This is a genomic window from Desulfuromonas acetexigens, from assembly GCF_900111775.1.
In the GTDB taxonomy this organism is placed as follows: Bacteria; Desulfobacterota; Desulfuromonadia; order Desulfuromonadales; family Trichloromonadaceae; genus Trichloromonas; species Trichloromonas acetexigens.
This window is the reverse complement of sequence record NZ_FOJJ01000040.1, coordinates 42,758-59,887: the sequence shown is the minus strand read 5'-3', so window position 1 is coordinate 59,887 and position 17,130 is coordinate 42,758. Positions and strand designations below refer to the sequence as shown.

Genomic DNA, 17,130 nt, shown 5'->3' with positions numbered 1-17,130 from the left:
AACATCCATTTCGTAAGCGGTTCAGCCAGGGGGGGACCGAACGCGCTATCTGAGGAGACGGTGGTTTTGAACTGTTTATTTTGAGAGATGGTTGCATGTCAACAGAAAGCCGGATCGAACAGGCCCTGATCGAGAAACTGGTCGAGCTCAAATACACCTACCGTCCGGATATCCGCGACCGCGCCTCGCTGGAAACCAACTTCCGCCGGCACTTCGAGGCGCTCAACCGCGTCCATCTCACCGACAGCGAATTTGCCCGCCTGCTCGATTCCATCGTCACTCCGGATGTCTTCGCTGCCGCCAAACATCTGCGCGAGCGCAACAGCTTCGAGCGCGACGACGGTACGCCGCTGTACTACACCCTGGTTAATATCAAGGACTGGTGCAAGAACAATTTCGAGGTGGTCAACCAACTCCGCATCAACACCGATTACAGCCACCACCGCTTTGACGTGATCCTGCTCATCAACGGCGTGCCGGTGGTGCAGATCGAGCTGAAGACCTTGCAAATCAGCCCGCGCCGGGCCATGCAGCAGATTGTCGACTACAAGAACGACCCCGGCAACGGCTACGGCAAAACCCTGCTCTGCTTCCTGCAACTCTTCATCGTCAGCAACCGCAGCGATACCTGGTACTTCGCCAACAACAACAGCCGCCACTTCAGCTTCAATGCCGACGAGCGTTTCTTGCCGCTCTACCAGTTTGCTGACATTGACAACAGCAAGATCACCCATCTCGACGACTTCGCCCTGCGCTTCCTCGCCAAGTGCACTCTGGGCGAGATGGTCAGCCGCTACATGGTGCTGGTCGCCAGCGAGCAGAAGCTCATGATCATGCGCCCCTATCAGATCTATGCCGTTCGGGCGATTGTCGATTGCATCCACCAGCACTCCAGCAACGGCTACGTCTGGCACACCACCGGCAGCGGCAAGACCCTCACCTCGTTCAAGGCCTCCACCCTGCTCAAGGACAACCCCGACATCGACAAATGTCTCTTCGTGGTCGATCGCAAGGACCTCGATCGGCAGACGCGGGAGGAATTCAACAAATTCCAGGAAGGCTGCGTCGAGGAGAACACCAACACCGAAACGCTTGTAAGGCGTCTGCTCTCCGACGACTACGCCGACAAGGTGATCGTCACCACCATCCAGAAACTCGGCCTGGCCCTGGATGACAGCAACACGAACGGCTCGAACAAGCGCAACTACAAAGAGCGCCTCGAACCGCTGCGCCAGCAGCGTATGGTCTTCATCTTCGACGAATGCCACCGCTCGCAATTCGGCGACAACCACAAGGCGATTAAGGAGTTCTTCCCCAACGCCCAGTTGTTCGGCTTTACCGGCACGCCGATCTTCGAGCAGAACGCCAGCTATCAGCAGATCGAAGGGCAGCAGGCAAGTTACAAGACCACGGCCGACATCTTTCAGCAGCAACTGCACGCCTACACCATCACCCACGCCATCGAAGACCGCAACGTGCTGCGTTTCCATGTCGATTACTACAAGCCCGAAGGTAAAAAGCCGCCCAAGCCGGGCGAACCGCTGGCGAAGCGCGCCATCGTCGAAGCCATTCTTGCCAAGCACGACGCCGCCACCAACCGACGCAAGTTCAATGCCGTACTGGCCACCGCCAGCATCAACGACGCCATCGAGTACCATGCCCTGTTCAAGACCGTGCAGGCCGAAAAACAGGCCGCCGATTCGGACTTTCAGCCGCTCAACATCGCCTGCGTCTTCTCGCCGCCCGCCGAAGGCAACAAGGACGTGCAGCAGATTCAGGAAGACCTGCCGCAAGAGAAGGCCGACAACGAGCAGAATCCCGATCAAAAGAAGGCGGCTCTCAAGGCGATCATCGCCGACTACAACGCCCAATACGGCAGCAACCACAGAGTCGGCGAGTTCGACCTTTACTATCAGGACGTGCAAAAGCGGATCAAGGATCAGCAATACCCGAATAGCGATCTGCCCCACGCGCAGAAGATCGACATCACTATCGTGGTCGACATGCTCCTCACCGGCTTCGATTCCAAGTTCCTGAATACCCTCTACGTCGACAAGAACCTCAAGTTCCACGGCCTGATTCAGGCCTTTTCGCGCACCAACCGCGTGCTCAACGACACCAAGCCCTACGGTAACATCCTCGACTTCCGCCAGCAGCAGGACGCGGTCGATACCGCCATTGGCCTCTTCTCCGGCGAGGCGAGCAAGCCCGCCAAGGAAATCTGGCTGGTGGACCCGGCCCCGGTGGTGATTGAAAAATACCAAAAAGCCGTCGCGGCGATGGAGCAGTACATGACGCAAAGTGGCCTGGTGTGCGAACCACAAGCCGTCTACAACTTAAAAGGTGATGCGGCGCGCATCGAATTCATTCGCCGTTTCAAAGAAGTGCAGCGCCTCAAGACCCAACTCGACCAATACACCGACATTGATGAAGTGCAAAAGCAACAAATCAATGACATTTTGCCCGAAGATGAGCTGCGTTCCTTGCGCGGCTCCTACCTGGAGACCGCCCAGCGCCTCAAGGCCCAGCAGGGCAAAACCGGTAAGGACGCCGACGTCGCGCAAGACGCCATCGATCAACTCGATTTCGAGTTCGTGCTCTTTGCTTCCGCGGTGATCGATTACGACTACATCATGGCGCTGATTGCCCGCTATTCACAACAAACACCGGGCAAGCAGAAGATGAGCCGCGAGCAGCTGATTGGCCTGATTCAGGCCGATGCCAAATTCATGGATGAGCGTGACGACATTGCTGAGTACATCGGCACCTTGGAAGCGGGCAAGGCGCTGGACGAAAAAGCCATCCGCACCGGGTTCGAGAGCTTCAAAGCCGAGAAACACGCCCGCCAACTGGCCACTATTGCCGAAAAGCACGGGTTGGATGCTGCCGCCCTGCAAACCTTCGTGGATGGCATTCTGCGCCGCATGATCTTCGACGGTGAGCAATTGAGCGACCTCATGGCCCCTCTGGAACTTGGCTGGAAAGCCCGCACCAAGGCCGAACTGGCGCTGATGGAAGAGCTGATTCCGCTGCTGCACAAGCTTGCCCAGGGGCGCGAGATTTCGGGGCTGGGGGCGTATGAGCAATAAGATCAAAACATCCGTGGCGCGTTCGTCGGCGGCCGAATATCTGACTTTTGTCGCCGCCAGTGGTCAGGGCGGAGTGCAGGCGATTTATGCCGATGAAAACGTCTGGCTCACCCAGAAGATGATGGGGCAGCTCTACGACGTGGATGTCAGAACCATCAGCTATCACCTGAAAAAGGTCTTTACCGACCACGAGTTGGAGGAACATTCAGTTATCCAATATTTTCGGATAACTGCCGCTGACGGCAAAACCTACAACACCCAGCACTACAATCTGGCCGCCATCATCGCCGTCGGTTACAAAGTCAACTCCGAGCGTGCCGTACAGTTCCGCAAATGGGCCACTTCCATCGTTGAGTCGTTCACCATCAAAGGCTTTGCCATGGATGACGAGCGTCTGAAAAATGACGGCTCGGTACTCGGCAAAAAATACTTTGAAGAACAGTTGCAGCGCATACGGGAGATTCGCCTCTCCGAGCGCAAGTTCTACCAAAAGATTACCGACATCTACGCCACCTCCATCGACTACGACGTCACGGCGCAGGCCACCAAGCGTTTCTTCGCCACCGTACAAAACAAATTGCATTGGGCCATCCATAGGCAAACGGCGGCGGAACTCATTGTCAACCGCGCCGACGCCGAAGCGCAGAACATGGGGCTGACGACGTGGAAAGATGCCCCCCAAGGAAAAATCCAGAAGTTCGACGTGAGCGTCGCCAAGAACTATCTGACCGAAACCGAAATGGCCCAATTGCAGCGGCTGGTCTCCGCTTATCTGGATATTGCCGAAGACATGGCGCTGCGCCAGATACCGATGACCATGCAGGATTGGGAAACCCGCCTCAATAAATTCATCGAAGCGACCGATCGGGAAATCTTGCAGGACGCGGGCAAAGTCACGGCGGAAATCGCCAAAGCTCACGCCGAAAGCGAGTTCGAAAAATACCGCATTGTCCAGGATCGGCTGTTTGAAAGTGATTTTGACAAGATGCTGAAGCAGATCGGCGAGCCGGGAGCGGGGGAAGCATCATGACCTCATCTGAAAAACGCGGATTGGTGCCTAAGCTGCGCTTTCCTGAGTTTCGGGAGGCGGGGGAGTGGGAATTAATAACTCTGCAACAAGCATCTGTGCCGGTGACTGAGCGAGTCGGGCAAAGGAAACTGACGCCCGTGAGCATTTCTGCGGGAATTGGATTTGTGCCACAGGCCGAGAAGTTCGGCCGGGACATCTCGGGCAACCAATACCAACTCTACACTTTGGTCAGCGACGGCGACTTCGTTTACAACAAGGGGAACTCGCTAAAATTCCCGCAGGGTTGCGTTTACCTTTTACAAGGATGGGGTCAGGTAGCGGCACCAAATGTATTCATTTGTTTTCGCCTAAAAGATGGTTACTCGAATGTTTTTTTTCAGAACTGCTTCGAGCAAAATTTGCATGGCAAGCAGCTCAAGAAGCACATCACGAGCGGGGCGCGAAGCAATGGCCTGTTAAATATCAGCAAGGAGAATTTCTTTAGCGTAGAAATCCCAACGCCAAGTCCCCCCGAACAACAAAAAATCGCCGACTGCCTCGCTTCCCTCGACGAACTGATCACCCTGGAGGCGCAACAGCTTGACACGCTCAAGACTCATAAAAAAGGGCTGATGCAGCAGCTTTTCCCCGCTGAAGGCGAAACTCTGCCCAAACTTCGCTTCCCCGAGTTTCGGGATGCGGGGGAGTGGCACGCCGATACTTTAGTGCGAATTGCAAAATTTCGCCGCGGAAGTTTTCCTCAGCCTTATGGTTTGCCGGAGTGGTATGACGATGAGAATGGTGTGCCATTTGTACAGGTTTTTGATGTTGATGAAAATTTGCGATTAAAACCTAAAACAAAGAACAAAATTAGCAAGCTAGGTGCGGAGCAAAGTGTTTTTATTGCGAAAGGAACTTTGATTGTTACTTTACAGGGTTCAATTGGGCGGGTGGCAATCACCCAATATGATGCCTATATCGACAGGACGTTACTAATTTTTGAGGAATTCTTTAAGCCAACCGAAAGGTTATTTTTCGCTTATGTAATTCAAAATCTCTTCGAGATAGAAAAAGAAAAAGCTCCTGGTGGAATAATTAAAACTATTACAAAGGATTCACTTAGTGATTTCGTCGTTAGGTTGCCGAGCCCAGGCGAACAACAAAAAATCGCCAATTTCCTCGCTTCCCTCGACGACCTCATCACCGCCAAAACCCAAAAGCTTGCCGCGCTCAAGACCCATAAAAAAGGCCTGATGCAGCAGCTTTTCCCGGTGCTGGGCGAGGTTGCCGCATGACGCAGCTCATTCTCTACACCAGCGAAGACGGCCAAAGCCAGGTGCAACTGCGGGCCGACCGGGGCACGGTCTGGCTCACGCAGTTGGAAATGGCGGAACTGTTCAATGCCAGCAAGCAGAACATCTCGCTGCATCTGAAGAACCTGTTTGAGGATGGGGAGTTGCACGAGGAGTCAGTTGTCAAGGAATCCTTGACAACTGCGGCGGACGGCAAGGCGTACCGGACCAAGCTCTACAACCTGGACGCTATTCTGGCCGTCGGCTACCGCGTGCGCTCGCCGCGCGGGGTGCAGTTTCGCCGCTGGGCCAGCACGGTGCTGGCGGAATACCTGAAGAAGGGTTTCGCCATGGACGACGAGCGGCTCAAGAACCCCGATGGCCGTCCGGACTATTTCGATGAGATGTTGGCGCGCATCCGCGACATTCGCGCCTCGGAAAAGCGCTTCTATCAAAAGGTCCGCGATCTGTTCGCGCTGGCTGCCGATTACGACAAGACCGATCAGGCCACTCAGCAGTTTTTCGCCACGGTGCAAAACCTACTACTGTATGCGGTGACGGAACAGACCGCCGCCGAAATCATTCTTGCCCGCGCCAACCCTGACGATGCCCATTTTGGTTTGCTCGCCTGGAAAGGAGCCCAGGTGCGCAAGCAGGACATCCTGGTGGCGAAGAACTACCTGACCGAGGAAGAAATCGACACCCTCAATCGCCTGGTGGTGATCTTTCTGGAAACCGCCGAGCTGCGCGCCAAGCGGCAGACCATCACCCACATGGCCTTCTGGCGCGAGAACGTCGGGCAGATCATCGCCGCCAACGGTTTCCCCCTGCTGGCGGGCGCGGGCTCGGTCAGCCATGCTCGGATGGAGCAGCAGATTACCCCGATGTTTCTGGACTACGACCAGCGCCGCAAAGCCCAAGAGGCGCAAGCGGCCGATGCGCAGGACGAAGCTGAGCTGAAGGCGCTGGAAAGCAGGATCAAGCACCGCAAAGGGAAGATGTCGTGACCGTGTCACAAGATTTTGACGATCTGCCCGCCCTGGCCGCGTCCCTGCGGAACGAGCTGGAAAGCAAAAAATTTATCCTGCTCTACGCTTACAACGGCACCGGTAAAACGCGCCTTTCGATGGCCTTCAAGGACATCGGCAAGCAAGGCGACGCAAGGGATACGCTCTACTTCAATGCCTTCACCGAAGACCTATTCACTTGGGACAATGATCTGGACGGCGACAGCGCGCGGGTGTTGAAAATGAACGCAGCTTCCCGTTTTTTCGCGGGACTAGAAACGTTGGAGATGGAAACCCGCATTCGCCCCTTCCTGCACCGTTACGCCGATTTCGATTTCAGTATCGACTACAATGACTGGACTATTCGGTTCTCGTGTGACGTTCATGCGGGAGAAACTACGCAAACCTTTGAAAACATCAAGGTGTCTCGCGGTGAAGAGAACCTGTTCATCTGGTGCTTTTTTCTGGCCATCGTACAGCTCGCCATGGATGGCGCGGAAGCCTATCAGTGGGTTAAATACATCTACATCGACGATCCTATCTCTTCGCTGGACGAGCACAACGCCATTGCGGTGGGCAATCATTTGACGCAATTCCTGAAACGAAAAGATCACTCTATCAAAACGGTGATTTCATCTCACCACACGCTTTTCTTTAACGTGTTATGGAATGAGCTGCGCGAAATTGATCGTAAGAAGTTCGCCCCGCACTTCCTGTCGCATACTCGAAAGACCGGCCAGTACCATCTTTCTTATACCGGCGACACGCCTTTCTTCCATCATCTGACGCTGCTCCAGGAGATTTGGCGGGCAAAAGAGTCTGGAGAAATCTACACGCATCACTTCAATGCCCTGCGTAGCCTGCTTGAAAAGTCATCCATCTTCCACGGCCACAAGAAATTCACGGTCTGCATAAAGCAGCAGGATGATGACCCGGATGACACCCTTTACGGCAGGCTCGTCAACATCCTGAGCCACGGCAATTATTCGTTCTATGACCCAGTGGAAATGCTCCCGGAGAACAAGGAGCACTTTGAAAAAATACTGGCTGACTTTCTTGAGTTCTATCCCTTCAATCCAGAGCTGACTCCCGAAACGCAAGAACAGGTAACTACTTCATGACCGATCAAGACCAAAAACAACTCGGTAATACCCTCTGGGGGATTGCCGACCAACTACGCGGCGCGATGAACGCGGACGACTTCCGCGACTACATGCTCTCCTTCCTCTTCCTGCGCTATCTGTCCGACAACTACGAGACGGCGGCGCAAAAGGAGCTGGGGCCGGATTACCCCAAGCTGGCAGCAAACGACCGCCGCACGCCGCTGGCGGTTTGGTACGGGCAGAACCCGGACGACACCGCCGAGTTTGAAAAGCAGATGCGCCGCAAGACGCATTACGTGATCCAGCCCGCCTATCTCTGGGGCAGCATCGCCGAGATGGCGCGCACCCAGGACGGGGAATTGCTGCGTACCCTGCAAAAGGGTTTCAGCTACATCGAGAACGAATCCTTTGCCAGCACCTTCGGCGGGCTGTTCTCCGAGATCAATCTGAATTCGGAAAAGCTGGGCAAGGGCTACGAGGCCCGCAATGCCAAACTCTGCACCATCATCAAGGCCATTGCCGAAGGTCTGGCGCAGTTTTCCACCGACAAGGACACCCTGGGCGACGCCTATGAATACCTGATCGGCCAGTTTGCCGCCGGTTCCGGCAAGAAAGCGGGCGAATTCTACACGCCGCAACAGATTTCCAGCATCTTGTCCGGCATCGTCACGCTGGACAGCCAGGAACCCGCCACCGGCAAAAAAAAGCAACTGGAGAGCGTCTTCGACTTTGCCTGCGGCTCGGGCTCGCTGCTGCTCAATGTGCGCCACCGCATGGGGCCGCACGGTATCGGCAAGATCTACGGACAGGAGAAGAACATCACCACCTACAACCTGGCGCGCATGAACATGCTGCTGCATGGGGTGAAGGATTCCGAGTTCGAGATTTATCACGGCGACACGCTCACCAACGACTGGGACATGCTGCGCGAAATGAACCCGGCCAGGATGCCGAAGTTCGATGCGGTGGTCGCCAATCCTCCCTTCAGCTACCGCTGGGAGCCGAGCGAGGCGCTGGGTGAGGATATGCGCTTCAAGAATTACGGCCTGGCGCCCAAGTCAGCCGCCGATTTCGCCTTTTTGCTGCACGGCTTTCATTACCTGAAGCCCGAAGGGGTCATGGCGATCATTCTGCCCCACGGCGTGCTCTTCCGAGGCGGCGCGGAAGAACGCATCCGCACCAAGCTGCTGAAAGACGGCAATATCGACACGGTGATCGGTTTGCCCGCCAACCTCTTCTTTTCCACCGGCATTCCGGTCTGCATTCTTGTGCTGAAAAAGTGCAAGAAGCCGGATGACGTGCTCTTCATCAACGCCGCCGAGCATTTCGAGAAGGGCAAGCGGCAAAACCGTCTATTGCCGGAGCACATCGACACGATCCTCGACACCTACCAGTTCCGTCGCGAAGAAGCGCGGTATGCTCGCCGCGTGTCGATGGAAGAGATCGAAACCAACGGCTACAACCTGAATATCTCGCGCTATATCAGCACCGCGCAACCGGAGGAGGAAATCGACTTGCAGGCAGTCAATGCCGAACTGGTCACACTGGCAAAAAAATCGAGATGGCAAGGGACAAACACAACGCGTTTCTTAAAGATTTAGGCTTGTCGATCTTGCCGTAATGTGGCCAGGCCAGGAGCTATGGGGCCGGGGGAGATTTGCCATACAACGTACCCTGATAAGTTTCCGGGACAGCACATTCAAGGTCTTTTTTACGAAAAATCGCCCGAATCAAAGCCTGACCTGCGGCAGCTCTTCGGCAATCTCCAGAAAACGTCCGGCATTCCCTTTGATCTTTTCGATCAGCTCTCGGGCAAAATCCTTTTCTTCCGTGCTCCAATCATTCCCCAACGGCAAATCTTCCATGCGCTTCAGGATCGCCGTGCCGAGATTTTTCAGACGGGTCGCCACCTGGCGCGGCGGCAGCCGGCAGGTATCGCAGAATTCCGCCAGGTCATAGGGTAGAACCTTCTCGGCGCTGAACTCGTCGCCGACGGCCATGGCCAGGTCCCGCTCGAACTCATCCCCATAGATGTCGATGTTCAACAGGTCGTAGCTCGGCGCCAGGTCGAGCCCCGCCTTGCCGACGAAGAACGAAATGTTCTTGCCGTGCGCGTCGCTGTTGCCGATCAGCAACTGGAACAGCGTCCAGTTCAACAGATCGCGGATGGCCAAGGCCGGAACGCGGCAGTCGCGACAGGCGGCAAAGAGCTTCGGCAGACTGGCGCCGGTGCGGATGCGGGCTCCTTCGCCGGACTTGCCGAAAGGGCGTTCGTACTTGTAGGTCGGCGGCAGATCGAGCATCTGGCAGCCGTCGATCAGATGCAGCCGGTCGACCCTGTCCCCAAGCCGGCGCCGGTCGAACCGCTCGACGACCAGAACCGGTTCGCCGAAACGTCGGAGCGAGACCCCGGCGACCGGCAGCTTGACCAGTTCCGCCAGTTTCATGCAGAGAAACTCGTTGATCATCATGTGCATGTCGGGCCGCCGACCGAACTTCAGGATATGCGTCGATGCCAGCTCCCCCTCGCCGAACCCCATGCTGCCGTCGGGCCGGATCAGGATCGGCAGCTTGTCCTGTACGCCGGCGATGGAAAGGCGGGGTTTGCCGTCCCAGGTGGCGATGGAGAGATGTTGGCGCTGAGCGATCCGCTCCGTCAATTCCCCGGCGCCGACTTTGCGGAATGCGGTCGGTCGAGGTTTCTCGCCGCCGTCATAGCGAAAAGTCAGCGCGCCGGTCGTCTCCGCGCCAAGCAAGGCAATCAGGCCAAAGATATTGCCCTTCGAAATCTGGTGGTCGACCGAAAGTTCTTCCAGCCACTTTCCTTCCGGCAAGAGGTTGGCGAGAAAGCGCTTCACCTGCTCGGATCCACACGCCCCCGGTTGCAGGTGCGGCGATACGGCATACCCCTGGCCGTCGAGCCAAGTCGTGGCGTACTCCAGCCCGTAGCGATCGTCCTTTCCCTCAAGGGTCAGCCGGCCGAGCGGCTCGCGATTCAGAAATACGGAGAGGGTCTGCGCCATTATCCCTCCCAGGGCTCAACCATGAGACGGATGCCGAGCATGCGGCAGACCGTCAGGATGCTGGAGAGCTTGACGTCGCCCCTGGCCGTCTCGATCTTGGTCAGGGTATCGACGGCGACTCCGCAAAATGCCGCCGCTTCGTGTATTCCCAGCCCCGATTGGGTCCGGCGGGCACGTATGAACTTGCCCAGGGTTTCGGCATCGAGTGGTCCGCTCTGCTCGGGAGTAGGCATCGGCTTGATCGTTTTGGGCATTTGTCTCTCCATCAAAATACTATTTAAGCAGTATTTATGATATGGAGATACGTTCGTCAAGCATTAAATATCGCCCGGGCAGTATAAAAAGACCTGAGGGGTTTTGAACGACAATAAATACTATTGAGACAGTATTTATTGTCGTTGTTGTTGGCGAATAAGGTTGGGTGGGGATCGGCGCGAGCGAAAGGGCCGATCATGGGCGGGGATCAAGATGCCGGGCGGGGAAGTAGAGAGCGGGAGGTGTCGGAGCCGTTGTGGGCGCTCGGACAGATGGCGCCTGGTTGCCCGACGAAAGAGGGGGGACGCTTGCGTCCCCCCCCTCGTTGTTTACAGCCCGGCTTTTTTCAAGGCTTCGAGCAGTTCTTTCTGTTTTTCGGTCAACTGTTTGGGGACGGTTACGTCGATGGTGGCGTAGAGGTCGCCCTTGGCGCCGCTGGAGCGGGGGACGCCGAACCCGGCAAGGCGGATCTTGCCGCCGGCGGCGATGCCGGGGGGGACTTTGACGCGTTTGGGACCGTCGAGGGTCGGCACGTCCACCGTGGTGCCGAGACAGGCGCCGGTGAAGGGGATTTCCAGGCGCACGTGCAGGTTGTCCCCCTCGCGGCTGAAGACCGAATCGGCTTCGACTTCGATTTCCAGAAAGAGGTCGCCCGCCGTGCCGCCCATGGGGCTGCTGCCCCCCTTGCCGGCGACGCGCAGGCGTTGGCCGTTTTCGACTCCGGCGGGAATCCGCACTTGTAGCTGCTCGACCGTGCCGTCGCGGCGGTAATCGACGCGACGCTCCCCGCCGAGGACGGCGAGGCGGAAGGGGATGGGCAGGCGCATGACGAAATCCTGTCCCTTGACCACGCGGCTGCGGGAGGTGCCGCCGCCGAAAGTGCTGCGCCGACCGCCACCGCCGAAGAGGTGGCCGAAGATGTCGTTATCCCCCAGGCCGAATTCCCGGAAGAGATCGCCCACGTCGAAGTTTCGATAGATGTCTTCCTGGCTGAAGCGCTGATGAAAGCCCGATTCGCCGAACTGATCGTACTGGCGCTTCTTCTCGGGATCGGAGAGGACGGCGTAAGCCTCGGTGATCTCCTTGAATTTTTCCTCGGCCTTTTTATCGTCGGGGTTTTTGTCGGGGTGATATTTCAGCGCCAGCTTGCGGTAGGCTTTTTTGATCTCATCCGCTGAGGCGTCTTTTTTCACGCCGAGCTGGGCATAGTAATCCTTGGCCATTGGTTCTCTCCTGGTTGGGGCGCAAATGCGTTGACAATATAGTGACGGCGCGGGCTCGCGTCAAGGGGCGCCGCGCCTTTGCTGGTTCGGGCGGGCCAAGGCCAGGCCCGAGAGGAGGGCGCCGCCGCCAATGGCGAAGATCAGTTCGAGCCCGCCCCATTCGCCGAGGTAACCGAGAATCACGGCCCCGGCGAAGGCGCCGGTGTCGATGCCGCCGGTGAAGATGCCGGTGATCTTGCCCCGATTCTGGGCCGGTTCGTCGCGCAGCGCCAGGGCGTTGAGGGTGGGAAAGAGCAGCCCGTGTCCGGCGCCGGCGAGAAAGCCGGCGGCGAAAAAGGCCGGACCGCTTTCGACGAAGATCAAGGCGAGCAGGCCGCCAGCGGTGATCACCAGGGCGTAGGGAAGGATGCGACCCTCGCCGATGCGGTCCGCCAGACGCCCCCCGACCAGACGGATGAGGACGGCGGCAGTCGAGTAGGCGATGAAGTAGAGGGAGACGAGGGGCAGGTTTCGCGCCTGGGCGAGGGGGGCGACGAAGTTGCCCGAGGCCGCCAGGCCGAAGCCGAAGAGCAGCGAGAGCAGGGCGATGGCGAGGTGCTTGCGCCGCCCGAGCAGGGTAAAGAAGCCGGGCCCGGGTTGCTCTTCCCGAGGGGCGTAGGTATCGGCGAGGCTCAGGGTGATGAGCAGGGCGACCAGGGCGGGCAGGCCGGCGGCGATGAAGAAGGCGTCGAAACCGTAGCGGCGCAGGACGATTTCACCGATCAGCGGGCCGATGGCCGTACCGATCAGCCCCGAGGCGCCGAAGATGCCGATCCCTTCGTTGAGCCGTCCCGGGGGGATGATGTCGGCGACGAAGGTGAAGATGGCGGTGAAGCAGATGGCCAGGCCGACGCCGTGGACGATGCGCACAACGAGGAGCGGCAAGTAGAAGCCCGCCAGATTTCCGGCGAAGGTCAGATAGAAGAGGGGCATGACGGCCATGATCAGGCAGCCGATGAGATAGCTCTTTTTGCGCCCCAGTCGGTCGATCATGTCCGCCACCCAGGGGCGGCAGAGGGCCGAGGCGAGGGCGAAGCCCCCCATGATCAGGCCGATGTCGCTTTTGTCGCCGCCATGCTCGGTGATGAAGAGGGGGAAGAGATAGAAGGCGCCGAAGCTCGAGACGGTGCAAAAGTTGGCCAGGAACATGGCCACGAAAGCGGGGGTGTAGAGCATACGCAGTGCAATCCTCAGGAAAAGCCGTGTTCGGCCACTCTTTATAGGCCTTGCCTCCGCCGCCGTCAATAGCCAAGACCGCCGGTGCAGACCAAGTACACCTTGGCGAATGCCCGGGAATGATGTTATGCTGGTGCGCGATTTTAACCCGGCCCAAGCGGGCCGCTCACGGAGCCGAAAAACGACTTTTATGAAGAGTGAAAAGCCAGAAAAGAAGAAAGAAGACAAGGGCTTGTTCAGCGGGGTCATGGTCGCCTACCTGGTCCTGCTGCTGCATGTGTTGCTGCTGGTGCTGGTGGCGGTGGCGGTCGTCTTTTTCCGGGGGGTGGTCGAATACATGCCCTGGATTCTCGGCGGCGGCTTCGCCCTGATCCTCCTCTCCGGCTACCTCTTTTTTCGCAAGTTCCGCAAGAACGCCGAAAAACTCCGCGAGGTCCTCAGCGATCCGGTCTTTCGTGATCGGGCGGTGGAGGTCAAGCTCTTCGGCGGCGTCGCCTCGTTGCGGCTGGGGCAGCCGGTGGCGAGCGGCAACCCGGCGGAACCGATCCTGCTCGATCGGGTGCCGGTGATGCAGCTCGAAGATCCCGAAGCCCAGCGCCTGCGTCGTCTCGACCAACTGGTGCGCCTGCTCGATCAGGGGCTGATCAGCCCCGAAGAATTCGGTCGGCTGAAGAACGAGCTCCTTGCCGACCCGACGATGCCCATCATCAATCCCTGACCCGCCTTCCCGAATCCCGAGAGGGGACGAAGGGCGGCCTTTTTCCGAGGAGCGTCGACATGACCCGCGTTGCGATTATCGGGGCCGGAATTTCCGGCCTTTCCGTTGCCTATGCCATCGAACAGGAAGCCCAGGCCGAAGGTCTGGAAGTGAGCACGGTGGTGCTCGAAAAGAAAGAGCGCACCGGCGGCAAGGTGTTGAGCATTCAGGAAGAGGGATTTCTCTGCGAGTGGGGCCCCAACGGCTTTCTCGACAGCAAGCCGATGACCCTGGAGCTGTGCGACAAGCTCGGCATCCGCGAGCGCCTGCTGCGCTCCGACGACAACGCCCGCAAGCGCTTCATCTATTCGGGCGCCGAACTGCACCGGCTGCCGGAAAATGGCCCCTCCTTCCTGAAATCCAAGCTCATCTCCTGGCCCGGCAAAGTGCGTCTGGCCGGGGAGCTGTTGGTTCCCACCGCCACCGGCGACAGCGACGAGACCCTCGCCGACTTCGGTCGCCGTCGGCTCGGCGCCGAGGCCCTCGACAAGTTGATCGCGCCGATGGTCTCCGGCATCTTCGCCGGCGACCCGGAAACGATGAGTCTGAAAAGCTGCTTTCCCCGCATCTATCAGCTGGAGCGGGAATACGGCGGTCTGCTCAAGGCGATGGCCAAGATGGCCAAAAAGAAACGGGAGGAACGCAAGGCGGGGAAGGTGGTGGCGAGCGCGGCCGGTCCCGGCGGGGTACTGACCTCCTTCACCGGCGGGATTCAGGAGTTGACCGACCGCACGGCCGCCGCTCTGGCCGGCGAGGTCCGTACCGGCGCGGGGGTGGTTGCGATCGTTAAAAAGGCCGACGGCTTCGAACTGAAGCTGGCCGATGGTGGCAGCGTCGACGCGGAAATCGTCGTCAGCGCCGCCCCCGCCCATGCCCTGGCGGGGATGGTGGAGGAACTCGATGGGGGGATGAGTGAGATCCTGCGGGCGATTCCCTACGCGCCGATGAACGTGGTCTGCTTCGGCTACGAGCGGGAGAAGATCGCCCGCGACCTCGATGGTTTCGGCTATCTCATTCCCAAGAAGGAAGGCAAATCGATTCTCGGCACCCTCTGGGATTCGAGCATCTTCCCCAACCGGGCCCCGGCGGGCAAGGTGCTGCTGCGTTCGATGATGGGCGGGGCGACCAATCCTAACGCCATCGCCCTGAGTGAGGAGGAGGTCAAGTCCCGGGTGATGGTCGATCTCAAGGAAATTATGGGGATCACCGTCGCGCCCGATTTCGTGCGCATCTTCCGCCACGAACAGGCGATTCCCCAGTACACCGTCGGCCACGCTCGGCGCCTGGCGGCGCTGGACGAGCGCCTGGCCGCCTGTCCGGGGCTGGTCTTCACCGGCAATTCCTTCTACGGCGTCGGCCTCAACGACTGCGTCAACGCTTCGAACCAGGCGGCGGCCAAGGTGCTGCCCCTGCTGCGGCGAAAGTGATGCTGAGGCTCAGCGGTTTTTGCGGCGGAAGACGTCGGTCTTGAGGTTGGAAACGCGGTCGAGAAAGAGCATGCCGTCGAGGTGATCGAGTTCGTGCTGGATGGCGACCGCCTCGAAGCCGCTGGCGCGGAACACCTTGTCCTGCCCCTCGCGGTCGGTGAACTGGACGAGGATATTCTGCGCGCGCGTCACGTTGCCGGTGAAGTCGGGGACGCTCATGCACCCCTCGCGCATCGTTTCGCAGCCTTCCCGTTCGAGGATTTCCGGATTGACCATGACCATCAGGCCATGGTTGTTCTCCTTGCCGAGCTTGCTGTGGGAGACATCGACCACCACCACTCGGCGGCAGTCGCCGATCTGTGGCGCGGCCACTCCCACCGAGTGACCGGCAGCGACCATGGTGTCGATGAGATCCTGTATCAATGATTGCACGTCGTCCAGTTCCGCGACGGGGGCGCAGACGGTTTTAAGCCGGGGATCGGGGTAGGTCAGTATCTCTTGTACAGCCATGAATCAGAGCTCCACCGGGGTGATGGAGCGGACCGAGATGTCCACGTGCAGCTCCCCTTTCAGGCGGTTCATGATCTCTTTCAGCTCAGCTTCTTCCAAGTCGGCCGGCAGCACCACTTCGAGCATCATCACGTAGACCGGACGGGCTTCCGTGCCGATCAGCTTGGTGTTGAGGTCGGTGATGTTGACCTGGCGGTCGCCGAGTTCCTTGGCGACGCGGTAGACGATCCCCGGTTTGTCGGCGCCGTAGACGGAGATCAGGCAGATTTCGCCGGGCAGTTGTGGGCGCTGTTCGCCGCCCGGCTTGAGGGCGCGGATGAAGACCGACAGCCCGCTCTCCTCCAGGGGGGCGAAGGCATCGCCAAAATCGCTCTTGTCCTTGATCTCCGGATTGGAGATGATGAGGATCATGGAGAACTGGCCGCCCAGGATCGACGAGCTGGAGTCGGCGATGTTGCAGCCGAGATGGTAGAGGATTTCGGTGACTTGCGAAACGATGCCGGCGCGGTCGCGGCCGATGATGGTCAGGGCGAAATGGCTCATGGCGTCTCCGTGAAAAGGGGATGGGGGCCGGTTAAAGTCGACGAAGGCTTGTCCTGTGAAGTCTTTTCTTCTAGCATGGATCCCGAAAAATTGCCAGCGGGAGGGTCGAAGTGACGGACGAAACCCCTGTGTACGAGGAAAAAGATCTGGTCATCAGCTACTTCAAGTCCTCCGGACCGGGCGGACAGAAGAAGAACAAGACCGAATCGGCGGTGCGTATCCAGCATCTGCCCAGCGGCATTATCGTCACCGCCACGGAATCCCGTTCGCAGCTGACCAATCGCCAGACCGCCCTGGCGCGCCTGCGCGAGCGGTTGCTCGCCCTGCGCCGGCGGCGCAAACAGCGGGTGGCGACCAACCCGACCCGGGCTTCCCGGGAACGGCGGCTGGAGGGGAAAAAACGCCAGGCCGCCATCAAGAAAATCCGTAGAACAACCGTGCGGAGCGAGGAATAGGACATGGATGAATTGCGGCAACGAGTCGATGAACTGGAAATCCGCTACACCCATCAGGGGCGGATGCTGGAGGAACTGAATCTGGTGGTCGCCGAAAGCGCCCAGCGGATCGCTCGGCTGGAGCGGGAACTGGTGCACTATCGCGAGATGCTTGGGTCGCTTGCGCCCGGCATGATCGAGTCCCCGGACGAATGAGGTGTTTATGATCCCGGGAATCCGGAC

General features: G+C 58.6%; 15 protein-coding genes and 1 pseudogene. 10 read left to right on the top strand and 6 right to left on the bottom strand.

All coding sequences use genetic code 11. The features are described from left to right. The first annotated feature begins 95 nt into the window (after nt 1-95). The 6 genes and pseudogenes from BQ4888_RS15955 to BQ4888_RS15930 all read left to right on the top strand — a co-directional run bounded on the left by BQ4888_RS15955 (nt 96) and on the right by BQ4888_RS15930 (nt 9,121). Entirely contained in the window at nt 96-3,089 is a 2,994-nt protein-coding gene (locus tag BQ4888_RS15955; RefSeq protein ID WP_092058482.1) for a type I restriction endonuclease subunit R, read from the top strand. Next, nucleotides 3,079-4,119: a virulence RhuM family protein gene (locus BQ4888_RS15950; RefSeq protein WP_092058480.1), complete on the top strand. Its 1,041-nt coding sequence runs from the start codon at nt 3,079-3,081 to the stop codon at nt 4,117-4,119. The genes BQ4888_RS15955 and BQ4888_RS15950 overlap by 11 nt, the downstream gene beginning before the upstream one ends. Next, nucleotides 4,116-5,393, top strand: coding sequence for a restriction endonuclease subunit S (locus tag BQ4888_RS15945; RefSeq protein WP_092058478.1), 1,278 nt, complete (start codon nt 4,116-4,118; stop codon nt 5,391-5,393). The genes BQ4888_RS15950 and BQ4888_RS15945 overlap by 4 nt, the downstream gene beginning before the upstream one ends. Further along, on the top strand, nt 5,390-6,397 hold the full coding sequence (locus tag BQ4888_RS15940; RefSeq protein WP_092058476.1) for a virulence RhuM family protein: 1,008 nt from the start codon (nt 5,390-5,392) through the stop codon (nt 6,395-6,397). The genes BQ4888_RS15945 and BQ4888_RS15940 overlap by 4 nt, the downstream gene beginning before the upstream one ends. Next, nucleotides 6,394-7,518, top strand: coding sequence for an AAA family ATPase (locus tag BQ4888_RS15935; protein WP_092058474.1), 1,125 nt, complete (start codon nt 6,394-6,396; stop codon nt 7,516-7,518). Before BQ4888_RS15940 ends, BQ4888_RS15935 begins: the two co-directional genes overlap by 4 nt. Then, a pseudogene (locus BQ4888_RS15930) lies at nt 7,515-9,121 on the top strand (type I restriction-modification system subunit M). The gene BQ4888_RS15935 and the pseudogene BQ4888_RS15930 overlap by 4 nt, the downstream one beginning before the upstream one ends. A 109-nt stretch (nt 9,122-9,230) precedes the next feature. On the opposite strand, the gene BQ4888_RS15925 reads toward BQ4888_RS15930, so the two are convergent. The 4 genes from BQ4888_RS15925 to BQ4888_RS15910 all read right to left on the bottom strand — a co-directional run bounded on the left by BQ4888_RS15925 (nt 9,231) and on the right by BQ4888_RS15910 (nt 13,216). Further along, nucleotides 9,231-10,523: a HipA domain-containing protein gene (locus tag BQ4888_RS15925; protein WP_092058472.1), complete on the bottom strand. Its 1,293-nt coding sequence runs from the start codon at nt 10,521-10,523 to the stop codon at nt 9,231-9,233. Next, nucleotides 10,523-10,777, bottom strand: a complete 255-nt coding sequence (locus BQ4888_RS15920; protein WP_092058470.1) for a helix-turn-helix domain-containing protein — start codon at nt 10,775-10,777, stop codon at nt 10,523-10,525. Before BQ4888_RS15920 ends, BQ4888_RS15925 begins: the two co-directional genes overlap by 1 nt. Nucleotides 10,778-11,107: 330 nt before the next feature. Then, nucleotides 11,108-12,001 carry a DnaJ C-terminal domain-containing protein gene (locus BQ4888_RS15915; RefSeq protein WP_092058468.1) on the bottom strand — a complete coding sequence of 298 codons (894 nt, stop codon included), beginning with the start codon at nt 11,999-12,001 and terminating at the stop codon, nt 11,108-11,110. A 60-nt stretch (nt 12,002-12,061) separates the two neighbouring features. Beyond that, nucleotides 12,062-13,216, bottom strand: a complete 1,155-nt coding sequence (locus BQ4888_RS15910; protein WP_092058466.1) for an MFS transporter — start codon at nt 13,214-13,216, stop codon at nt 12,062-12,064. Between the two features lie 190 nt (nt 13,217-13,406). Here BQ4888_RS15910 and BQ4888_RS15905 point away from each other — a divergent pair, with 190 nt between their 5' ends. Then, nucleotides 13,407-13,934 carry an SHOCT domain-containing protein gene (locus tag BQ4888_RS15905; protein WP_140396689.1) on the top strand — a complete coding sequence of 176 codons (528 nt, stop codon included), beginning with the start codon at nt 13,407-13,409 and terminating at the stop codon, nt 13,932-13,934. A gap of 59 nt (nt 13,935-13,993) precedes the next feature. Then, entirely contained in the window at nt 13,994-15,400 is a 1,407-nt protein-coding gene (gene hemG / locus BQ4888_RS15900) for a protoporphyrinogen oxidase (protein ID WP_092058462.1), read from the top strand. Nucleotides 15,401-15,409: 9 nt separating this feature from the next. Here hemG and def read toward each other — a convergent pair whose 3' ends face one another. Together def and BQ4888_RS15890 are read right to left on the bottom strand one after the other, a co-directional pair. Continuing rightward, complete coding sequence (def, locus tag BQ4888_RS15895; protein ID WP_092058460.1) at nt 15,410-15,910, bottom strand: peptide deformylase; 501 nt, start codon at nt 15,908-15,910, stop codon at nt 15,410-15,412. A gap of 3 nt (nt 15,911-15,913) precedes the next feature. Continuing rightward, complete coding sequence (locus BQ4888_RS15890) at nt 15,914-16,453, bottom strand: glycine cleavage system transcriptional repressor (RefSeq protein ID WP_092058458.1); 540 nt, start codon at nt 16,451-16,453, stop codon at nt 15,914-15,916. A gap of 110 nt (nt 16,454-16,563) precedes the next feature. Here BQ4888_RS15890 and BQ4888_RS15885 point away from each other — a divergent pair, with 110 nt between their 5' ends. Then, the gene (locus BQ4888_RS15885; RefSeq protein WP_240746369.1) at nt 16,564-16,908 is read left to right on the top strand and encodes a peptide chain release factor-like protein; all 345 of its coding nucleotides are present in this window, start codon (nt 16,564-16,566) and stop codon (nt 16,906-16,908) included. Nucleotides 16,909-16,911: 3 nt separating this feature from the next. Beyond that, nucleotides 16,912-17,103, top strand: a complete 192-nt coding sequence (locus tag BQ4888_RS15880; protein ID WP_092058456.1) for a SlyX family protein — start codon at nt 16,912-16,914, stop codon at nt 17,101-17,103. Nucleotides 17,104-17,130: the final 27 nt, after the last annotated feature.